At 67.5% G+C, this 17638-nt stretch carries 15 protein-coding genes; 4 read left to right on the forward strand and 11 right to left on the reverse strand.

Annotated features, from left to right (window positions below; all coding sequences use genetic code 11):
• Positions 1-83: 83 nt before the first annotated feature.
• From ABIA73_RS00410 to ABIA73_RS00420, 3 genes are read left to right on the forward strand one after another with little or no spacing between them, the layout of a single operon-like run.
• Positions 84-1931 carry an amidohydrolase gene (locus ABIA73_RS00410; protein ID WP_354275397.1) on the forward strand — a complete coding sequence of 616 codons (1848 nt, stop codon included), beginning with the start codon at positions 84-86 and terminating at the stop codon, positions 1929-1931.
• Positions 1910-3193 (forward strand): alginate export family protein, encoded by a 1284-nt coding sequence (locus ABIA73_RS00415; RefSeq protein ID WP_354275228.1) that lies wholly within the window; start codon positions 1910-1912, stop codon positions 3191-3193. The genes ABIA73_RS00410 and ABIA73_RS00415 overlap by 22 nt, the downstream gene beginning before the upstream one ends.
• Positions 3187-4833, forward strand: a complete 1647-nt coding sequence (locus ABIA73_RS00420) for an MFS transporter (RefSeq protein WP_059064418.1) — start codon at positions 3187-3189, stop codon at positions 4831-4833. Before ABIA73_RS00415 ends, ABIA73_RS00420 begins: the two co-directional genes overlap by 7 nt.
• 74 nt (positions 4834-4907) lie before the next feature.
• On the opposite strand, the gene ABIA73_RS00425 is transcribed toward ABIA73_RS00420, so the two are convergent.
• The gene (locus tag ABIA73_RS00425; protein WP_025878533.1) at positions 4908-5732 is read right to left on the reverse strand and encodes an alpha/beta fold hydrolase; all 825 of its coding nucleotides are present in this window, start codon (positions 5730-5732) and stop codon (positions 4908-4910) included.
• Positions 5733-5924: 192 nt separating this feature from the next.
• Here ABIA73_RS00425 and ABIA73_RS00430 point away from each other — a divergent pair, with 192 nt between their 5' ends.
• The gene (locus ABIA73_RS00430; protein WP_025878534.1) at positions 5925-6314 is read left to right on the forward strand and encodes a hypothetical protein; all 390 of its coding nucleotides are present in this window, start codon (positions 5925-5927) and stop codon (positions 6312-6314) included.
• Positions 6315-6370: 56 nt separating this feature from the next.
• Here ABIA73_RS00430 and ABIA73_RS00435 read toward each other — a convergent pair whose 3' ends face one another.
• From ABIA73_RS00435 to cpaB, 10 genes are all read right to left on the reverse strand, one after another.
• Positions 6371-7075: a DUF2968 domain-containing protein gene (locus tag ABIA73_RS00435; protein ID WP_025878535.1), complete on the reverse strand. Its 705-nt coding sequence runs from the start codon at positions 7073-7075 to the stop codon at positions 6371-6373.
• A gap of 100 nt (positions 7076-7175) precedes the next feature.
• Positions 7176-9326: a TadG family pilus assembly protein gene (locus tag ABIA73_RS00440; RefSeq protein WP_032975288.1), complete on the reverse strand. Its 2151-nt coding sequence runs from the start codon at positions 9324-9326 to the stop codon at positions 7176-7178.
• 8 nt (positions 9327-9334) lie between these two features.
• Positions 9335-9799 carry a DUF3613 domain-containing protein gene (locus ABIA73_RS00445; protein WP_099784487.1) on the reverse strand — a complete coding sequence of 155 codons (465 nt, stop codon included), beginning with the start codon at positions 9797-9799 and terminating at the stop codon, positions 9335-9337.
• Positions 9796-10680 carry a tetratricopeptide repeat protein gene (locus ABIA73_RS00450; RefSeq protein WP_354275229.1) on the reverse strand — a complete coding sequence of 295 codons (885 nt, stop codon included), beginning with the start codon at positions 10678-10680 and terminating at the stop codon, positions 9796-9798. The genes ABIA73_RS00445 and ABIA73_RS00450 overlap by 4 nt, the downstream gene beginning before the upstream one ends.
• Before the next feature lie 5 nt (positions 10681-10685).
• A complete protein-coding gene (locus ABIA73_RS00455) occupies positions 10686-11615 on the reverse strand; it encodes a type II secretion system F family protein (protein WP_033831344.1) in 930 nt (309 codons plus the stop codon).
• Positions 11616-11643: 28 nt separating this feature from the next.
• The gene (locus tag ABIA73_RS00460) at positions 11644-12585 is read right to left on the reverse strand and encodes a type II secretion system F family protein (protein ID WP_354275230.1); all 942 of its coding nucleotides are present in this window, start codon (positions 12583-12585) and stop codon (positions 11644-11646) included.
• A gap of 2 nt (positions 12586-12587) precedes the next feature.
• Entirely contained in the window at positions 12588-13937 is a 1350-nt protein-coding gene (locus ABIA73_RS00465) for a TadA family conjugal transfer-associated ATPase (RefSeq protein WP_025878541.1), read from the reverse strand.
• A complete protein-coding gene (locus ABIA73_RS00470; protein ID WP_033831342.1) occupies positions 13922-15178 on the reverse strand; it encodes a CpaE/TadZ family protein in 1257 nt (418 codons plus the stop codon). Before ABIA73_RS00470 ends, ABIA73_RS00465 begins: the two co-directional genes overlap by 16 nt.
• 28 nt (positions 15179-15206) lie before the next feature.
• Complete coding sequence (locus tag ABIA73_RS00475) at positions 15207-16565, reverse strand: type II and III secretion system protein family protein (protein ID WP_025878543.1); 1359 nt, start codon at positions 16563-16565, stop codon at positions 15207-15209.
• 18 nt (positions 16566-16583) lie between these two features.
• Positions 16584-17633, reverse strand: coding sequence for a Flp pilus assembly protein CpaB (cpaB, locus tag ABIA73_RS00480; protein WP_248151507.1), 1050 nt, complete (start codon positions 17631-17633; stop codon positions 16584-16586).
• Positions 17634-17638: the final 5 nt, after the last annotated feature.

Genomic DNA, 17638 nt, shown 5'->3' on the forward strand with positions numbered 1-17638 from the left:
TGCTGGCCACCGGTGCCGCGCTGGCGCTGGGCCTGGCTGGCGGTACCGCCGCGGCCATCCAATCCCCTTCCAAGGAGCGTCGCATGAGCACACTGGTCATCCGCAACGCACGCATCACCACGCTTGATCCGCAACAGCCGCATGCGCAGGCACTGGCCGTGCAGAACGGCCGCATCGTTGCCGTGGGAAGCGACGAGGACATCATGCGCGGTTGGGGCGGCGAAGCCACGATCGTCGACGCGCAGGGGCGGCGCATCGTGCCCGGCCTCAATGACAGCCACACCCACCTGATCCGCGGTGGCCTGAACTACAACCTGGAACTGCGCTGGGATGGCCTGCGTTCACTGGCCGATGCGATGGCCATGCTGAAGGCGCAGGTTGACCGCACGCCCGCGCCGCAGTGGGTGCGCGTGGTCGGTGGATTCACCGCGACCCAGTTCACCGAAAAGCGCCTGCCGAGCCTGCAGGAGCTGAACGACATCGCTCCGGATACGCCGGTGTTCCTGCTGCACCTGTACGACCGCGCGCTGCTCAATCGCGCCGCGCTGCGTGCCTGTGGCTATACCAAGGAAACGCCGGACCCGCCCGGCGGGCAGATCGTGCGCGATTCGCTGGGCAACCCGACCGGCCTGCTGCTGGCCAAGCCGAATGCATTGATCCTGTATGCGACCCTGGCCAAGGGGCCGAAGCTGCCGGTCGAATACCAGGCCAATTCAACCCGCCATTTCATGCGCGAGCTGAACCGCCTGGGCATCACCTCGGTGATCGACGCCGGAGGCGGTTTCCAGAACTACCCCGAGGACTACCAGGTCATCGAGCAGCTGCATCGCGATGATCAGCTGACCGTGCGCATCGCCTACAACCTGTTCACCCAGAACAAGGGCAGCGAGGTCAGCGATTTCCGCGGCTGGAGCGAGATGCTGCAACCGCGCCAGGGCGATGACCTGCTGCGCCACAATGGTGCCGGCGAGATGCTGGTGTTCTCCGCAGCCGACTTTGAACTGTTCAACGAGCCGCGCCCGGAACTGCCACCGGAACTTGAGCCGGAGCTGCACGATGTGGTGAAGCTGCTGGTGGAGAAGCGCTGGCCGTTCCGCATCCATGCGACCTACGACGAAAGCATCAGCCGCATCCTCGACGTCTACGAGCAGGTCAACCGTCAGGTGCCGTTCGATGGCCTGCACTGGTTCATCGACCACGCCGAGACCATCACCCCGCGCAACATCGAGCGTATCCGCGCACTGAACGGCGGCATCGCCGTGCAGCACCGCATGGCCTACCAGGGCGAGGCATTCGTGCAGCGCTATGGCGTGCAGGCGGCGCGGCACACGCCACCGGTGAAGCGGATGCTGGCCGAGGGCGTGCCGGTCGGCGCCGGCACCGATGCTACCCGCGTGGCCAGCTACAACCCGTGGGTGGCGCTGTCGTGGCTGGTGACGGGACGCACCGTCGGCGGCCTGGCCCTGTACGGTGATGAGAACCTGCTGGAGCGCGAGCAGGCCCTGCGCCTGTGGACACAGGGCAGCGCCTGGTTCTCCGGCGACGAAGCGGTGAAGGGCACGCTGAAGGTGGGCCAGCTGGCCGACTTCATCCTGCTGTCGTCCGACTTCTTCCGCGTCGATGAGCAGCAGATCGCCGACATCACCAGCCTGCTGACCGTGGTGGGTGGCCGCATCGTGCATGGCGACGGCGACTACGCCGGGTTGGCGCCGCAGCTGCCTCCGGCGATGCCGGACTGGTCGCCGGTGAACCGCTTCGGTGGTTACCACGTCGGTGGCGGGGCGACCGGGTTGGCTGCGGCGCACCGTCATCACCATGGTGTGGCCTGCAGCACCCACGGTGCGCATGGCCACGCGGTTCGTCATCCAACGCCAACCGACGACCTGACCGCGTTCTGGGGCGCGATGGGGTGTTCGTGCTTCGCGTTCTGACCCTGGCATCGCTGGTGTTGCCGTCGTTGGCGCTGGCCTGCGACGGTGGTGCCTGTACCACGGTTGGCGACGGCCAGTTGCAGTGGGATGCATCGCTGCGCCTGCGTGGCATGTACTACGCCCCGACCCGGTTTGGCGTCGGTGCTGGCGACGATGGCTACGGCCTGCTGCGTGCGCTGGCTTCTGCCTCCTTCGCGCAGGGTGGTTGGCAGGCGAAGCTGCAGCTGGGTACGCATGCCGAGCGCGGCAAGGCCGGTGGCCCAGGTCGTACCGATCGCGGCGCGCTGGACGTGCAGCAGGCGTACTGGCGCTGGTCCGGCGCTGGCATGCAGGTGCAGCTGGGCCGGCAGGAAGCGGGCTATGGCAGCTCGCGCCTGTTGTCGGTGCGCGACGGGCCGAACATCCGCCTGGCCTTCGATGGTGCGCGGGTGGGGTGGCAGGGCAGGCTGGGCGCACTGGACCTGATGGCGCTGCGCCCGGTCGAGAACCGCCCGGGTGCTTTCGATGACCGCGGTGAGGGCGGTGCACACCTGCTCGGTGCGTATGCGACCACGGCCAAGGGCGCTGGCATCAGCCAGTGGGACCTTTACCTGCTCGACTATCGTCGCGAGGGCGCGCGCTTCGCCGCGGGCAGCGGCACCGAGCGGCGGCAGACCCTGGGCGCGCGCTGGTTCGGCCAGTCGGGTGCGCTGGACTGGAATACCGAACTGGTGGCGCAGGGCGGTGAACTGCGGGCGGTGACCGGCGATCTGGACATCCGCGCCTGGACCCTCGCCACCGATACCGGTTGGCGCTGGAGTGCGCTGCCGCTGCAACCGCGGCTTGGCCTGAAGGCCGACATTGCCAGCGGCGACGCAGACCCGGGTGATGGTCGGCTGGGTACGTTCAATGCGTTGTTTCCCAAGTCCGCCTATTTCAGCGAAGCCAGCCTGTTGGCACCGGCCAACCTGATGGATCTGCAACCGACACTGGCACTGCGCCTGCATGAGGCGGTGACCACCGAGCTGGGTGTGCAGCTGGCGTGGAAGCATCGGCGCGCCGATGCGGTCTATACCACGCCGGCACCGTTGGCAGCGTTGCCCGGCAGTGCCGGAGGCGCACGCCGCATCGGTACCCAGTACAAATCCGAAACCCGCTGGCAGGTCAATGACCACTGGCAATGGCAGCTGCAGCTGGCCTGGGTCGACGCAGGTCCTGCACTGACGCAGGCCGGCGGCCGGGACACGCTGTTCGCCTCAATCGTTGGAGCTTGGCAATGGTGAACGCATCGGCGTCACAACACTCCCCGCAGGTCGATGGCGCATGGTCGCCGTTGAAGATCCGCATGTTCCGCTCGATCTGGCTGGCGATCCTGGCCAGCAACATCGGTACCTGGGTCAACGACGTGGCTGCGGCCTGGGTGATGGCCGAACGCACCGGTTCGGCGCTGATGGTCGCGCTGGTGCAGTCGGCCACCACCGTGCCGATCGTGCTGTTGGCGCTGGCGGCCGGGACCCTGGCCGACATCGTCGACCGCCGCAAGTACCTGCTGTTCACCCAGGGCTGGATGCTGCTGGTGGCGGCAGCGACCGCCGTGCTCACGGCATTGGACCTGCTGACGCCGCAGCTGCTGGTGCTGCTGACCTTCTGCATGGGCTGCGGTGCGGCGATGGCGATGCCGGCACAGGCCGCGATCGTCTCCGAGCTGGTTCCGCAGCCGATGCTGGCCTCGGCCGTGGCACTCAACTCCATCGGCATCAACATCGCCCGTTCCATCGGGCCGGCCATCGGCGGGGTGATCGTGGCCCAGCTGGGTGCGGTGTGGGCCTTCGGGTTCAACGCCATCACCTTTGCCGCCATGCTGTTCGTGGTGTGGGGCTGGAAGCGTGATCCGAAGGCGTCCAGCCTGCCGCCCGAAGGGTTCGGCGCTGGCCTGAAGGCGGGCCTGCGCTATGCCAGCCGTGCCGGCCGCCTGCAGGCGGTACTGATCAAATCGGCCGGCTTCTTCTTCTTTGCCGCGGCGATGAACGCGATGCTGCCGGTGGTGGTGCGCGGGCAGATGCAGGGCGGAGCGGGGCAGTACGGCGTGCTGCTGGGTTGCATCGGTATCGGTGCGGTGGGCGGTGCGCTGCTGCTGCCGAAGCTGCGGGCCAGGCTTGACCGCGACCTGCTGGTGCTGCTGGCCACCTTGTCGCTGGCAGCAAGCCTGGCCGGCCTGGCGCTGACCCGCAGCTGGTACGTGTTGCCGCTGGTGATGCTGGTCAATGGCTTTGCCTGGATCACCGTACTGTCCTCGTTGCAGATCGCAGCGCAGACGGCGGTGCCGGCCTGGGTGAGGGCGCGTGCGCTTGCCCTGTACATCATGGTGTTCTCGGCCGGCATGGCGGCCGGTGGCCTGAGTTGGGGCGCACTGGCGCAGCGCACATCGCCCGAGCTGGCACTGCTGGTGGCTGCTGCAGGTGCGGTCATCGGCGGCCTGCTGGTGTGGCGGGTACGCATTGCAGGCGCCGAAGATCTGAACCTGAGCCCGGCCGGGCACTGGCCAGCTCCGGAACTGTCGGTGCCGGTGTCGAATGATCGCGGACCGGTGCTGGTGACCATCGAATATCGCATCGATGCCGCCGACCGCGCCGCGTTCCAGGCGCAGATGCGCACGCTGGGAACGATCCGTCGGCGCGATGGTGCCGTGGTCTGGGGCGTGGTCGAAGATGTGGCAACCCCGGGCATCCATCTGGAGTATTTCGTCGCAGCGTCGTGGTTGGAGCACCTGCGCCAGCATGAACGCATCACCGCCGACGACAAGGCGATCCAGGAGGCGCTGCGCGCGCTGCATCGCGGCGAGCGCGCGCCGGTGGTGCGTCACTTCGTTGGCGGCCATGATCCATTGCCGGCGGCGGCGCCGCATCACCACAGCGATATCTGATGGTCCCGTGATGGAGCAGGCCGCTGGCCGGCTCCAGGGCAGGAGCGGCGGCGCACGGGCGCCGCCGCGATACGTCATCTGCGTGCGAATGCCAGCAGGTCGGCGTTGAACTGATCGGCATGGGTCAGGGTGAGGCCGTGCGGTGCACCGGCGTACACCTTCAGTTCTGCGTTGCGGATGATCTGCGAGGACAGCTTGGCCGAAGCATCGAAGGGCACGATCTGGTCGTCATCGCCATGCACCACCAGAGCCGGTACGTCGATCTTCTTCAGGTCGTCGGTGTAGTCCACCTCCGAGAATTCGTGGATGCAGTCGTACTGGCCTTTCACGCCGCCCAGCATGCCCTGCAGCCAGAACGAATCACGCATGCCTTCGGTGACGCTGTTGCCATCACGATTGGCGCCGAAGAACGGCGTGGCCAGATCCTTGAAGAACTGCGAACGATCGCCACCGGTGCCCTTGCGGATGCCGTCGAACACTTCCAGCGGGGTGCCGGCCGGATTGCCTTCGGTCTTCAGCATCAGCGGCGGCACCGCGCCGACCAGCACCACCTTGGCCACGCGCTTGCTGCCATGGCGGCCGATGTAGTGCGCCACTTCGCCACCGCCGGTGGAATGGCCGACCAGGATCGCGTCCTTCACGTCCAGCGCATCCAGAACGGCAGCCAGGTCATCGGCGTAGGTGTCCATGTTGTTGCCGTCCCAGGTCTGGCTGGAGCGGCCGTGGCTGCGGCGATCATGCGCGATCACGCGGTAGCCGTTCTGGCCCATGAACAGCATCTGCGGGTCCCAGGCATCGGACGACAGTGGCCAGCCATGGGCGAATACGACAGGTTGGCCGGTGCCCCAGTCCTTGTAGAAGATGCGGGCGCCATCATTGACGGTCACGAAATTGCTCATTGCAGGTTCCTTGGCGAAAGGGAGGGAAGACGCCTGCGGGTTGGCCGGCGCCTGCGGCAGTACAGCGCACGATGGGCGATGTGCATTGCACGGCTGTGCCGGATTGGCGTGGTCGTCGCGCTGACGCGACTCGCTCTGGCGGCAGGCCGGTGCTGATGGCAACCATGGCCATCGGACGCGTGAGGGCCAGTCATGAAGATGCCGGGATGGGGAGTGCTGCCTGCACTGCTGTTGGCTGCTGTAGCGATGGCACAGACCAACGTGTACAAGTGCACCGGAGGTGAGCATCCGGTTTACCAGCAGACGCCCTGCCAGGGGCGCGCTGAGTGGCGCTGGGAAGTGCCCGGTGCCGAGTCGAAGGCACGCGGGCCCACACCTGCAGTCGTGCAGCCTGCCCGCAGCGGTAGCAGGCGGACGTCACGGCGCGGGCGCGCACAGGGCGCGCTGATATCGATCACGGCTGACCCACGTGGCTGCGAGCGGGCGCGCCAGCGGCAGGTGGCAACGCTGGCCAAGCCGCGCAGGCTCGACTACCTGCAGCGCAGGCAGCTGGATGACGCGGTACGCGAGGCCTGTCGTTGAGCACAACGAAAAACGGCACCCGAAGGTGCCGTTCTCGTCTACAGGCCCGGAAGACCTCAGCGGCCGTCGCTGGCGGCGGCCGGTGCCGTCGCCGCATCCGGCTTGGGCAGGCTCAGCTCCGGGTTGCCCTGTTCGGCCTGCAGGATCTGGATCCGTCGCTGCAGCGCATCGAGCTGGCTGTTGGTGCTCTGCACGTCGGTGCTCAGGCTGACCGCCTGCTGCTGTGCCTGCTGCAGCGCTGCGCTGACCTGCGCCGACTGCGCCTGCTGCTGTTCCATTTCCTGCTGCAGGGTGCGCAGGCGCTCTTCGTTGTAGGCCACCAGGCGCTCGGTGTAGCGCTTGCCGGCTTCCAGCCGGGTGGTGTCGATGTAGACCTGCGCCAGCTGTTCGGACTGCTGCGCGAAGGTGCGGTAGACACGCTCGGCGTTGTCGACGGCATCGGTCTTGATCACCCGCCAGAAGTTCTTCTCCTGGAACAGGGCCACGTAGTACGTCAGGGTATTGGCGTTGAACAGCAGGCTGGCGCCGTAGTTGCCGTTGTAGGTGGTACGCAGCTCGGTGAGCTGCTGCGCATCCATCAACTGCTTGAGTTCGTCGACGGTGTTGCGTACCACCGGTGCGGCCTTGGCCGGCTCCACCGTGGCAGTGCGATCGCCACGTGCGGCCAGCGCCGACGGCGCCACCACCATCATGGCCACGGCCAGCAGTGCTGCGCCGCGCCGATACCGGGCGAAGACGGTGCCCCCTGAAGTTTCTCGCATGTCTAGACCATCCACGGATGTAGTGTGGGTTGAGTTGAATGTGGTTCCCCGCCGCGAGTCTAGCATGGGCGCGGACGCCGCCAACCGGTGCCCGCGCGGGTCAGAAGACCAGCTGCGCCGAGCTGCACTGGATCGACTGCATGCTGACATCGGTGCGGCCCAGTTCCAGCCCGAGCAGGCTGGCCAGGGTGTTGGTCAGCAGGGTGCCGACGCTGTTGAGTACGGGCTTGAGCGCCGCCAGCACCGGGTTCAGCAGCGCACACAGCAGGCCACTGCAGGTGACGTTGTTGCCGGGGGTGGTCACGCCGCCGCCGTTCTGCCCATCCAGGAATCCGGCCGGGGCGGTCTGGATGTAGGACGCCAGGTTGGTGCGCACGCAGCCGTTGTAGTCGATCAGGTTGCCCAGCAGGCTGTCGCAGCGGTTGATCAGCAGGCCGCCGACCAGCGAGCCCAGCAGGCCGTCGAGCAGGCCCAGGCCCTGGCCGGTCACGGTGGCGCGGTAACCGGCCCAGACCGATCCATCTTCCCAGCAGGTGCTCAGGCCAATCAGGCAGGGCTTGGGTACACCCTTGGTAACGGTCCAGTTGCCCAGCGGTGCGAGGTTGCGTGACGGATCGCCATCGCGCAGCAATGGAATCACCTGGTCCACGTTGTAACGCCCGCCGCTGGGGAAGGCCGCCTGCAGGTAACGGTCGGCCAATGCCTTGGCCGTGTCATTGGCGCTCATGCCCTGCTTGGGTGAACTGAGCATGCCTGACAGCACCCGCAGCAGTTCGTTGACCAGGTCTGACACGGCGGTGCCGACGGCCAACGGGTTGATCCGGGTCGAGCCGGTCTGGCCTGCGGCCAGGGTCAGGCTCTGCGTGCTGGTCAGTGCCGGCAGGGTGACCTTGTCGTTGATCAGGGGCTGCCCCAGAAGCTTCAACAGCTGCTCGTTCTGCAGGGTCGCGTCACAGACGTTGCTCTTGGAGAAGCGATCGGCCGCGTTGACCTTGCCGACGCAGGCGCGCAGCACCGAGGAATCGACCTGGATGGTGGCCGTGGGGGGGGACGCACCGCACTGGATGCTGGTCAGCGTCCCCATCGCATTGGCCACATCCACGTGCAGTGGCAGATGCAGGCGGGTGCCGAGCAGGTTCAGCAGCGGGCCGATCGCGAACAGGCGATCACTGTCGACGTCCACCATCAGCCGCACCTGCGCGTTGTACGCGCGTGCGCCCACACCGCCGATGGCGATCGACGGCGGCTCCACCACGCCGGCCTTGACGTCGATGCCCAGCAGGTTCAAGCCCTGCACCTGCACACCATTGCCATCGTTGGCGATCGAGATCGCGGCGGTGACAAGATCCAGCACGTTGACCCTCGATTCCAGTGCGCTGCCGATGGTGCCGTCCGGTGAGATCACCTGCGCGAACAGGCCGCCGCCGCCGTTCTGGCTGCCCAGCAGAATGTTCAGCTGGTTGATGTCCAGCCGCGTGCCGACCAGGTTGGACAGCGCCTGCAGCTGTACGCCGACGGCGGTCTCGCGGCCCACCACCGTGGCAGTGGCATTGACCAGCTGTGCCAGTGATATGCGGTTGACCGACAGCAGCCGGTTGAAGTCGGCCACGCTGAGGTCGGCGGTGACCGGGATGCCCAGTGCCGCCAGCAGCCCCGACGGGGTGACGGTGGCCTGTGCCAGGCCGTCGTAGGACAGAATTGTTGCGTTGGTGACGTCCAGGCCGACCAGCCGAAGGGTCGCCATCAAGGGGGAGTTGCCATTGGTGCGCAGCAGCTGCGAACCCACTGCAAACACGGCGGTGGGTTCCGAACGCTTGGCCACCGCCTGCACGCGCAACGTGGGCAGCCCGCTGTTCTGGCCGAAGAACGGCAGCACGCCGCGTTCGGCAATGACCCGCACCGCGTTGCGTGGATTGCCTGCGTCCACGCTTGGGCTGAAGTGGTCAGCCGTTCCGCGGGTGGCATTCCAGTTGCCACATTGGATCTGCACCTGCCCAGGGAAGGTGTTCTGTGCGAGCGCGTTCTGCCGGGCCGCGCTGTTGTCGGCGTTGTCGGGCCGGCACAGGTCCAGCCGTTGTGCGCCTGCCAGCGCAGCCAGATCGACCACCTTCTGCGCATCGCGCTTGGCCCAGAACAGGAAGCCGATCTCGATCAGGCCGAGCATGGCCAGCAGCGCGATCATCACCAGCATCATGGTGACCGACATACCGCCGCGCGGGCGACTGAAGCTGATGTGGCGTGCTCGGTTCATGGCGGGCCTCAGCGTCCGGATCGGGAGGATCCTGCGGACTTGGCGACGTCGGTTTCGAAGAATTGCGGAATGTCGTACTGGAAGCTCTTCAGGTAACGCGCGTAGCTGGATGTGGCCTGGTCGCCGAGGATCGGCAGGCGGGCACCGGCCACCTCGCCGGACGCTTGCAGGCGGAACAGGCTGCGAGTGGTGTCACCGATCTGCGAGGTGTTGGGCTGTAACTGCGTGCCGCCGAAATCAGGCCTGGTTTCAGGGGCTGCGGGGGCTGCGATGGGCGCTGCGGCTGGTGGCGGCGATACGTCCACGGTAGCCAACGGCTCGCTGTGCAGGGGAGCGGCTGCCGGCGCGGGCGCGGCACCACCCAGCATCTGCCCGGTCAACGGTTGCTGCGGCGTCTGCGCCTGCACAACCGCAGCGAAAGACAAGCCGGCAAGCACCGGCAGCATGCAGCGGATCAGCGGCGTCGAGGTCATGGCGTGTTCCCGGTGGGATGGTCGGTGGAGCCGAAGCGTTCCAGCATCGAGGGCGGCAGTCGTGGTGGGTCGCGTTCGTCGCGACCATCGCGGCGCGGTTCGGCGGCCAAGCGTGGGCCTGCGTTGGCGGAGTTGGCAGCTACCGAAGCAACTGGTTGTGCCGCTGCCGCCGCTGCAGCCGTGGCAGCGGCCTGGCGTTGCTGCAGCCGCGCGCGGATCTGCTGCGCCTGCTGTTCCACGCTGCGGCGGGTCTCCTCGCTGAAGCTGGCCTGCTGGGCCAGCCGTTCGACGGTGGCAGTGTCGCCACGCAATAGCGCCCACAGGGCAAGATTGGCGGTGGCCTTGGCATTGCCTGGCGACAGTTCCAGCGCCTTGGCCAGTGGCTCGCGTGCCTGTTCGAAGCGGCCGGCACGAAGCCGTGCATAGCCCAGGTCGCCGAGGTAATCGGTGTTCAGCGGGCTCAACTGGGTGGCACGTGCCAGCGCCTGTTCGCCGCCCTGGTCGTCGTCGCGGAGGGCAGCGATCAGGCCCATGCCGTGTGCAGCGGCGGCGGCCTGCGGGCCATTGCCGAGTTCGCGGTACAGCGCCAGCGCCGCATCGATCTGGCCGGTCTGGCGCAGTGCGTCGGCCTGCAGCAGGCGCAGTGCCGGGGTATCGCCGTAGCGCTGGCGGAACGCATCCACGTGCGCCAGCGAAGCGTACCAGGCGCCCTGCTGCTGCATCCGCTGGATCAGTTCCAGGTAGGCGTTGCGGCTGTCCTGCGGGGCCGGCGTCGGCTCGGCCAGGCTCGGCGCACGCAGGTACTTCGGCGTGGTGGAGCTGCAGCCGGCAACGGCGGCAACCAGGGCAAGCAACAGGCAGGCAGGGCGCAGGACAGGCATGAAGGTCATCCCATTTTCGACAAGGTAGTGGCCAGCGCGACCAGCGCCGGTCCGGCCAGCACCAGCATCAGTGCCGGCAGCAGGGTCAGCATCATCACCACGGTCATCTTCACCGAGAGCTTGCCGACCTTTTCCTTCAGCGCGTTGCGGCGCTGCTCGCGCAGGCGGACGCTGAACTGGCGCAGCGGTTCCTGCACGGCACCGCCGTGGGCGTGCACCTGCAGGATCAACTGCACAAGGCTGGACAGATCGTCATCGCCGTACACATCGCTCAGCCGGCGCAGCGACTGCGCGCGCGTGCGCCCATGGGTGTAGGACACATTCGCTTCCTGGATTTCCCCACCCAGCACCGGCAGTGCGTCGCGCAGCTTGTCGCCCAGTGTCTGCAGGCTCTGATCCATGCTGTAGCCCACGCCCTGCAGCAGGCGCAGCAGGTCGATCAACAGCGGCAGCTCATTGTTCACCGCGCGTCGCCGCCGCTTGACCCACGCACTGAGCGCGAACTTCGGCAGCAGCAGGCCAGCAGCCAGCGCGCCGATCACCACCATGATCCTCGACAACCCCGTGGCGTCACTCAGCGTCAGCGCAATACCCAGTACCAGGACCGCCAGCAGCAGCCGCAGGCCGAGGTAGATGGCGGTGCCGCGGCGGGTGTTCCAGCCGGCCAGGTCCAGCAGCAGGCGATCCTCACCGGCCAGCAGCGCCGCTTCCAGGCGTCCGCCGCTCAGTCCGCGGCCGAACTGCTCCAGCCAGCCGAGTGAGTCCTTGCGTGCGTCAGCCGCTGTGTCGTCGCTTTCGCGCGGACGCAGCGCTGTCTTCAACGTGGCCTCGCTGCGGTCCTCGCGATGGCTGCGCACCCAGCTGCCAAGCCCCAGCAGGGCGACGCCGGCGGCCAACACCAGCAGGGCAGCCACGAACCAGATGCTGGCGCTCATTGGATGCCTCCTGCGTGGACGGGGATGTTCATAGTGATTTGGCCAGGCGGTACAGCAGGAAGGCGCCGGTCAACTCCAGCGCCAGCGCGATCAGCAGGATCTTGTGGCCCAGTGGGTCGTGCAGCACCGGCTGGAAGAATTCGGGACTGGAGATCGCCATCAGCACCGCGCTGGCCGGCGGCAGAAGGCCCAGTACCCATGCCGACATGCGGGTTTCAGAAGTGGTTGCGGCCAGTTCCTGCTGCGCCTGTTCCAGGTCACGCATGAAGTCGCCCATGCGCTGCAGGATCTGGTCGGCACGGCCACCGATGCGCACGCTCACGCCCATCACCACCGCCAGCACCTTCAGCACGTCCATGCGGTAGGGCTGTGCGGCCAGGTTGAGCGCACGGTCAAGGTCCATGCCGCCACGTGCATAGCGCACCGTGGCGTCGAGCAGGCCGCGCAGCGGCGCGTTGGTCTGCATCGACGCGACCTGGAAGGCAGCCTGCAGGCTGTTGCCGAGCGCGGTAAGGCGCACCAGGTTGTCGAGGAAGTCCGGCAGCTGGTGCAGCAGCTGCGCCTGCAGCTTGCCGATACGGCGCATCAGCCACAGCCAGCAGCCCAGCAGGTACAGCAGCAGGGTCAGCGGGAACATCCAGAAGGTGCCCAGGCGCAACACCGCGAACGCGGACAGGGCGATGCCCGGCAGCAGCATCAGCAGCGGCAGCTTCCAGCCCGGTGCCAGGCCGGCACGCTGCAGCAGCCCGTTCCAGGGCAGGGCGCGGCGACCCGGCGCAGGCAGCGCCGCCTGCCGTGCTGCATCGGCCGGCGCGGCGGCAGCGCCGGTGCCGCGCGCCAGCTGCTGCTCGGCATGCTGCAGCGAGGCCTGGCGCTGTTCGCGGCTGCTGGCCGTCCCCCACAGCCACACCGCCAGCGCCAGCAGCACCGACACGATGCTCAGCACACCCAGCAGCAGGCCGGTACCCATGCTCAGAAGTCTCCGTACAGGGATTCGCGCAGCAACTGCCGGAACGGCTCCAGCTTGTGCGAATGTGGCTGGAAGCCGAGGCCGATCCAACGGTCGATTTCCTTGCCGCTGCCATCGATCTGCACTTCGTGGCGGAACATCTCCTGGGTGGTGATCAGGTTGTCGCTGACGCCAGTGATTTCAGTGATGGATACCAGCACCCGGCGGCCGCTGCCCAGGCGCGAGATCTGCACGATGAAGTCGATGGCACTGGCGATCTGCCGGCGCAGGCTGTCTTCGCTGCCCTGGAAACCGGCGAAGCCGGCCAGCATCTCGATGCGGTACAGGCAGTCGCGCGGTGAATTGGCGTGGATGGTGGCCATCGATCCGTCATGGCCGGTGTTCATCGCCTGCAGCATCTCCAGCACCTCGGCGCCACGCACCTCGCCGACCACGATGCGGTCCGGGCGCATGCGCAGGCTGTTGCGCACCAGGTCGCGGATGCTGACCGCGCCCTGGCCTTCGGCGCCACCGATGCGGCTCTCCAGGCGCACCACATGCGGGTGGTTGAGCGAGAGCTCGGCGGTGTCTTCCACGGTGATGACGCGTTCGTTGGCCGGCACATAGCTGGCCAGCGCATTGAGCAGCGAGGTCTTGCCCGAGCTGGTGCCACCTGACACCAGGATGTTGCAGCGGCCCAGCACCATCGCCTTCAGCAGTGCCTGCATCGGCGCATCGAAGGTGCCCTTGGCCAGCAGTTCGTCGGGCGTGAACGGATCCTTGCGGAACTTGCGGATGGACACCATCGGCCCGTCCACCGCCAGTGGCGAGATGATCGCGTTGAGGCGGCCACCATTGGGCAGGCGTGCATCGACCATCGGATTGGAATCATCCAGGCGGCGGCCGAGCGGGGCGATGATGCGGCGCAGGATGCGCAGCAGGTGGGTGTCATCGGTGAAGCGCTGAGGTGCGCGTTTGAGCTGCCCGCCCTGGGAGACATGCACATCCTTGAAGCCATTGATCAGGATGTCTTCGATGGTGGGGTCATGCAGCAGGTCATCGAGCGGGCCGAAACCGGTCAGCTCCTTGACCAGACCTTCGGCCACCACCTGCATTTCTTCTTCGTTGATGGGGATGCGCCATTCCTGGATGAAACTGACCGTCTGCACTTCCACCCAGCGGGCGATGGTGTCGGGGGCCCAGGAATCGATGTCGATGCGCTCGTCTTCGATGCTGTTGAGCAGATGCTCGTGCGCGGCCGACAGCACCTTCTGGTACTGCTCGGTCTGTGCGAACGGCAGGCTGCCCGGTGCATGCTCCGGCACCGTGCTGCGGGCGACAACGTGCGGGAACGGGGTCACTTTGTCTTCCATTGCGATCCACCCAGGGCAAGGGCAAGTCTTTCCCGCAGGCCGTGCGCCTGGACCGGGCAGGCAGCCGGATCCAGACGTTGCACCAGCGGGGCGAGGGCACGCAGGTACGGGTCGCGCGGCGCATCCTGCAGCAGCAGATGGCCATGGCTGGCGGAGGCGCGTACCCGCGACCGCTCGGGCAGGGTGGCCAGCAGCGGCAGCTCGAAGCGGCGCGCGATCTGTTCGGGGCTCATGCCACTGTTGTCGTCGTGGCGGTTGATCACCAGCTGCAGTCGCTTCTCGCGGTCGCGCTGGCCGGAAAGGTGCTTCAGGGCGTGGTCCAGCGACACCAGGGTGGCGATCGATGCGTCGGCCACCAGCCAGATTTCATCGGCCTGGTCCAGCAGCAGCGGCGGCAGCTGCCGCAGCGGGCAGCCGCCGGCATCGCACAGTACGCTGGAAAACACGCCGCGCAGTCGTTGCAGCAGCGCACCAGGATCGGACGGGGGCAGCGCGTCGCTGCCGCTGGCACGGTCGAGCAGGACCAGTCCGCTGGTGTGCCGGGCCATCGCCGTGCGGGCCAGGGTGGCATCGATGCGGCTGGCATTGCGCAGCGCATCTTCGTAGTGGAAGCGGCTGTCCAGGTTGAGGTACAGGGCGAGGTCGCCGGCCGGCTGCGCCAGCTCCATCAGCAGCCCGTCCTGCACGGCGGCATCGCCCTGGGCCAGGGTGCGGGTCTGCTGTGCGAGCACCGACAGGTGTGCGGCCAACGTGCTGGTGCCGACGCCGGCGCGCACGCCCAGCAGCACGATCAGGCGCGCCTTGTGCGCCTGCTGTGCGCTTGCGGCGGGGCGCGGTGACAAAGCGCGACGCAGGGCGGCTTCGATGCCGGTGTTGTCACTGTCCAGGTCCAGTACATCGCGCAGGCCGGCGCGCAGCGCCATCACCACGCCTTCCACCTGGCCGGCGCTGGTGGCGCCCACGGCCACCAGGGTCAATTCGGGTTGGGTCTGCTGCAGCTGCTGCGCCAGTACCGTCGATGCCGAGGCATGCTCCGGGCGGAAGTCCAGCAGCACCAGGTTCTGCGGGCCACGCTGCAGGTCCTGGGCCGAGGTCGGCTCGCTGCTGTCCTGCCAGTGCAGTGCCGTGGCCGGCGGCAGCTTGGCAGCCAGGCGCGGCAGCAGTTCACGGTCGATCCCGTACAGGACCAGGTTCATCGGTGGTCCTTGCGGGTGCAGCGGCAGGGCAGTGGCGTAGGGCATGGGCGTAGTACCGGAGACGTCATGCAGGTCAGCGCGAGAAACCGGGAACCGGATCGCGGCTGATCGGGCCAAGCAGCCACGCGCCCCATTCGGGCATGTTCGGCTTGGCTTCGCGATCGCCGGGCAGCGGCAGTTCGGTATTGCGGGCAATCGGCTGTACCAACCGCGGGGTGACGATGATCACCAGTTCCTTGTCCTGGCGCTTGTAGTCGAAGTTGCGGAAGAACGTACCGATGATCGGCAGGTCGCCGAGCAGCGGAATCTTGTTGACCGTCGAGGCCACGGTGGAGCTGACCAGGCCGCCGATGACGAAACTCTCACCATCGCCTAGCTCGACGGTGGTGTCGGCGCGGCGGGTGGTGATCGAAGGGATCTGCACGCCGTTGAGCGCGATCGCATTGGTGTAGTCCAGGTCGCTGGCTTCCGGGGCAACCTTCAACGCAATGCGGTTCGGTGAGAGCACCGTGGGAGTAACGGTGAGGCCGATGCCGAAGGGCTTGTAGGTGACCGTGGTCGTGCCGAGCCCCTGCGGCTCCAGGATCGGCAGTTCGCCACCGGCCAGGAAGCTGGCGCTCTGCCCGGACAGCGCGACGAGAGTGGGCTCGGCCAGCACGCGCGCCATGCCGTTGGCCTGCAGCAGGTCGACATCGGCGTTCCACAGGCCCTTGGTCGAACCGAACACCAGCCTGAACGCCGAGGAGATCGGTGACTCGCTTTCGTTGCTCGACTCACCTTCCTTCATGCCAGGCAGGATGCCGGTGTTGCCTGGCAGCTGCCCGCCCGGCCGCGCGAATCCATAGGCGAAACCACCGTTGCGGTTCTGGAAGTTGATGCCGATCTGCTTCAGCGCGGTCTTGTTGAACTCGACCACCTTCACCTCGACCTGCACCACGCCGCCGCTGCTGATGGTGGAGGCATCGGCCAGGCTGCCGTCCTTGCCGAGCGCCATCACCGCGGTCTTCTGCTCCTGCATGTGCGCCAGCACGCTGTCGCTGCTTCCCTGCAGCAGCCCCTGCTGGTCCTGCTGGGTGAACACCAGTCCGCTGGAGCCGGCATCGGCGGCGCCCTGCACGGCACTCTGCACCCGCACCTGCACGCGCTGCGGTTCGCTCTGCTTGCGATGCCAGAGCAGCAGGGTGGTGGTGCCGGGGGCCTTGCCTACCAGCAGCGCCTGGCGTGCGCCGCGCAGCATCACGATGTCAGCTACGCCGGGGTCGGCGATGGCAACCCGTTCCAGGTCGGCCGGCAGCGTCCATGGCCGCTGTTCGCGGGTCTGCAGCAGCAGATCGTCGGCAGCCACGCTCGCACCCGGTGCCAGCAGCACCAGCAGCAGGGCCAGCCAGCGCTGGCGGACAGTGGGGCGTAGGCGGTGGCGACGTTCAGTCATGTGCGCTCTCGGCAAGGGTCAAAGGGAGCCGCGGGGGGCAGCAGTGTCGCCGCGGATGATTTCGATGCCCGCCGGTCGCGGCGTCGAGCGACGCTGCACCGGTGCACGCGCCGGCGTTTCGTGGACGCTGCGCTGCACGCTGCTGCCGCGGCCAGCCAGCGCATCGCCATCCAGGCCGGCGTAGGCGTTGTTCTCCGGTCGCTGCAGGGCCTGCTGCTGCTCGTTGTCCAGGCCGCGCACCGGGTCCAGCACGCCGCGCGCCTGTGGGAACAGCGCCACATCCGGCAGGCCGGTATCGGCGGGATTGCGCAGGGCGAGGAACAGCTTGCCCTGCTGTGCGCCGAGCAGCAGGCGGTTGGCGTCGGCCACCGGCACCGCCAGCACCGCGGTGCGCGCCGGCTGCGTGGCATCGCTACCGTTTGCGTTGCTGGGGGCGCTGCTGGAACCGCTGGTGATATCGGCTGCACGTGAGTCGTTGCCTGCCGTGGCCGGGGCCTGGCCCTGGCTGCTCGTCGGGGCTGCCGCGATGTCCTGCTGTCCGTAGCTGAGCACGCGCAGGCGTGACAGCAGCAACCGCGTCTGTGCGATGTCCTGCTGGCCGTTGTAGCTGGTAGCGGCGCTGCGCAGGTTGAGGAAGACATCGACGAAATCACCGGGCAGGATGCGGTTGCCTGCCGCGACCAGCTCATCGACCGGCACCGCCAATGCCCGTTCACCCGGCCGCAGCTGCAGCGAGAAGCCCTGTGCCAGCAGGCTGGCACCAATCGCGCTGCCTTCGCTGATGTCCTGCACCGGCACCTTGCCGACCACCGCTGCCAGGTCGGCAACGGCCCCCGGCACTTCTGCGGTGCGTTGTGTCAGCCGCACGCCATTGGCGCTGATCGGCTCGCCGGCGGGTAGCCGCGCGGTGGCTTCAACGACACTGAAGGTCTGCGCATCGGCCTTCACGATCGTGCTCGGGTTGTCCGCCGAGGCCGCAGGCTTGCGCCCGATCACGAAGGCGACCACGGCCAGCAGCACGGCGAGCGCGATCAGCGCGATGGCGGCGATGCGGGTCAACTTGAGCATGAAAA

It is taken from the genome of Stenotrophomonas sp. 2694 (assembly GCF_040548715.1).
In the GTDB taxonomy this organism is placed as follows: Bacteria; Pseudomonadota; Gammaproteobacteria; order Xanthomonadales; family Xanthomonadaceae; genus Stenotrophomonas; species Stenotrophomonas indicatrix.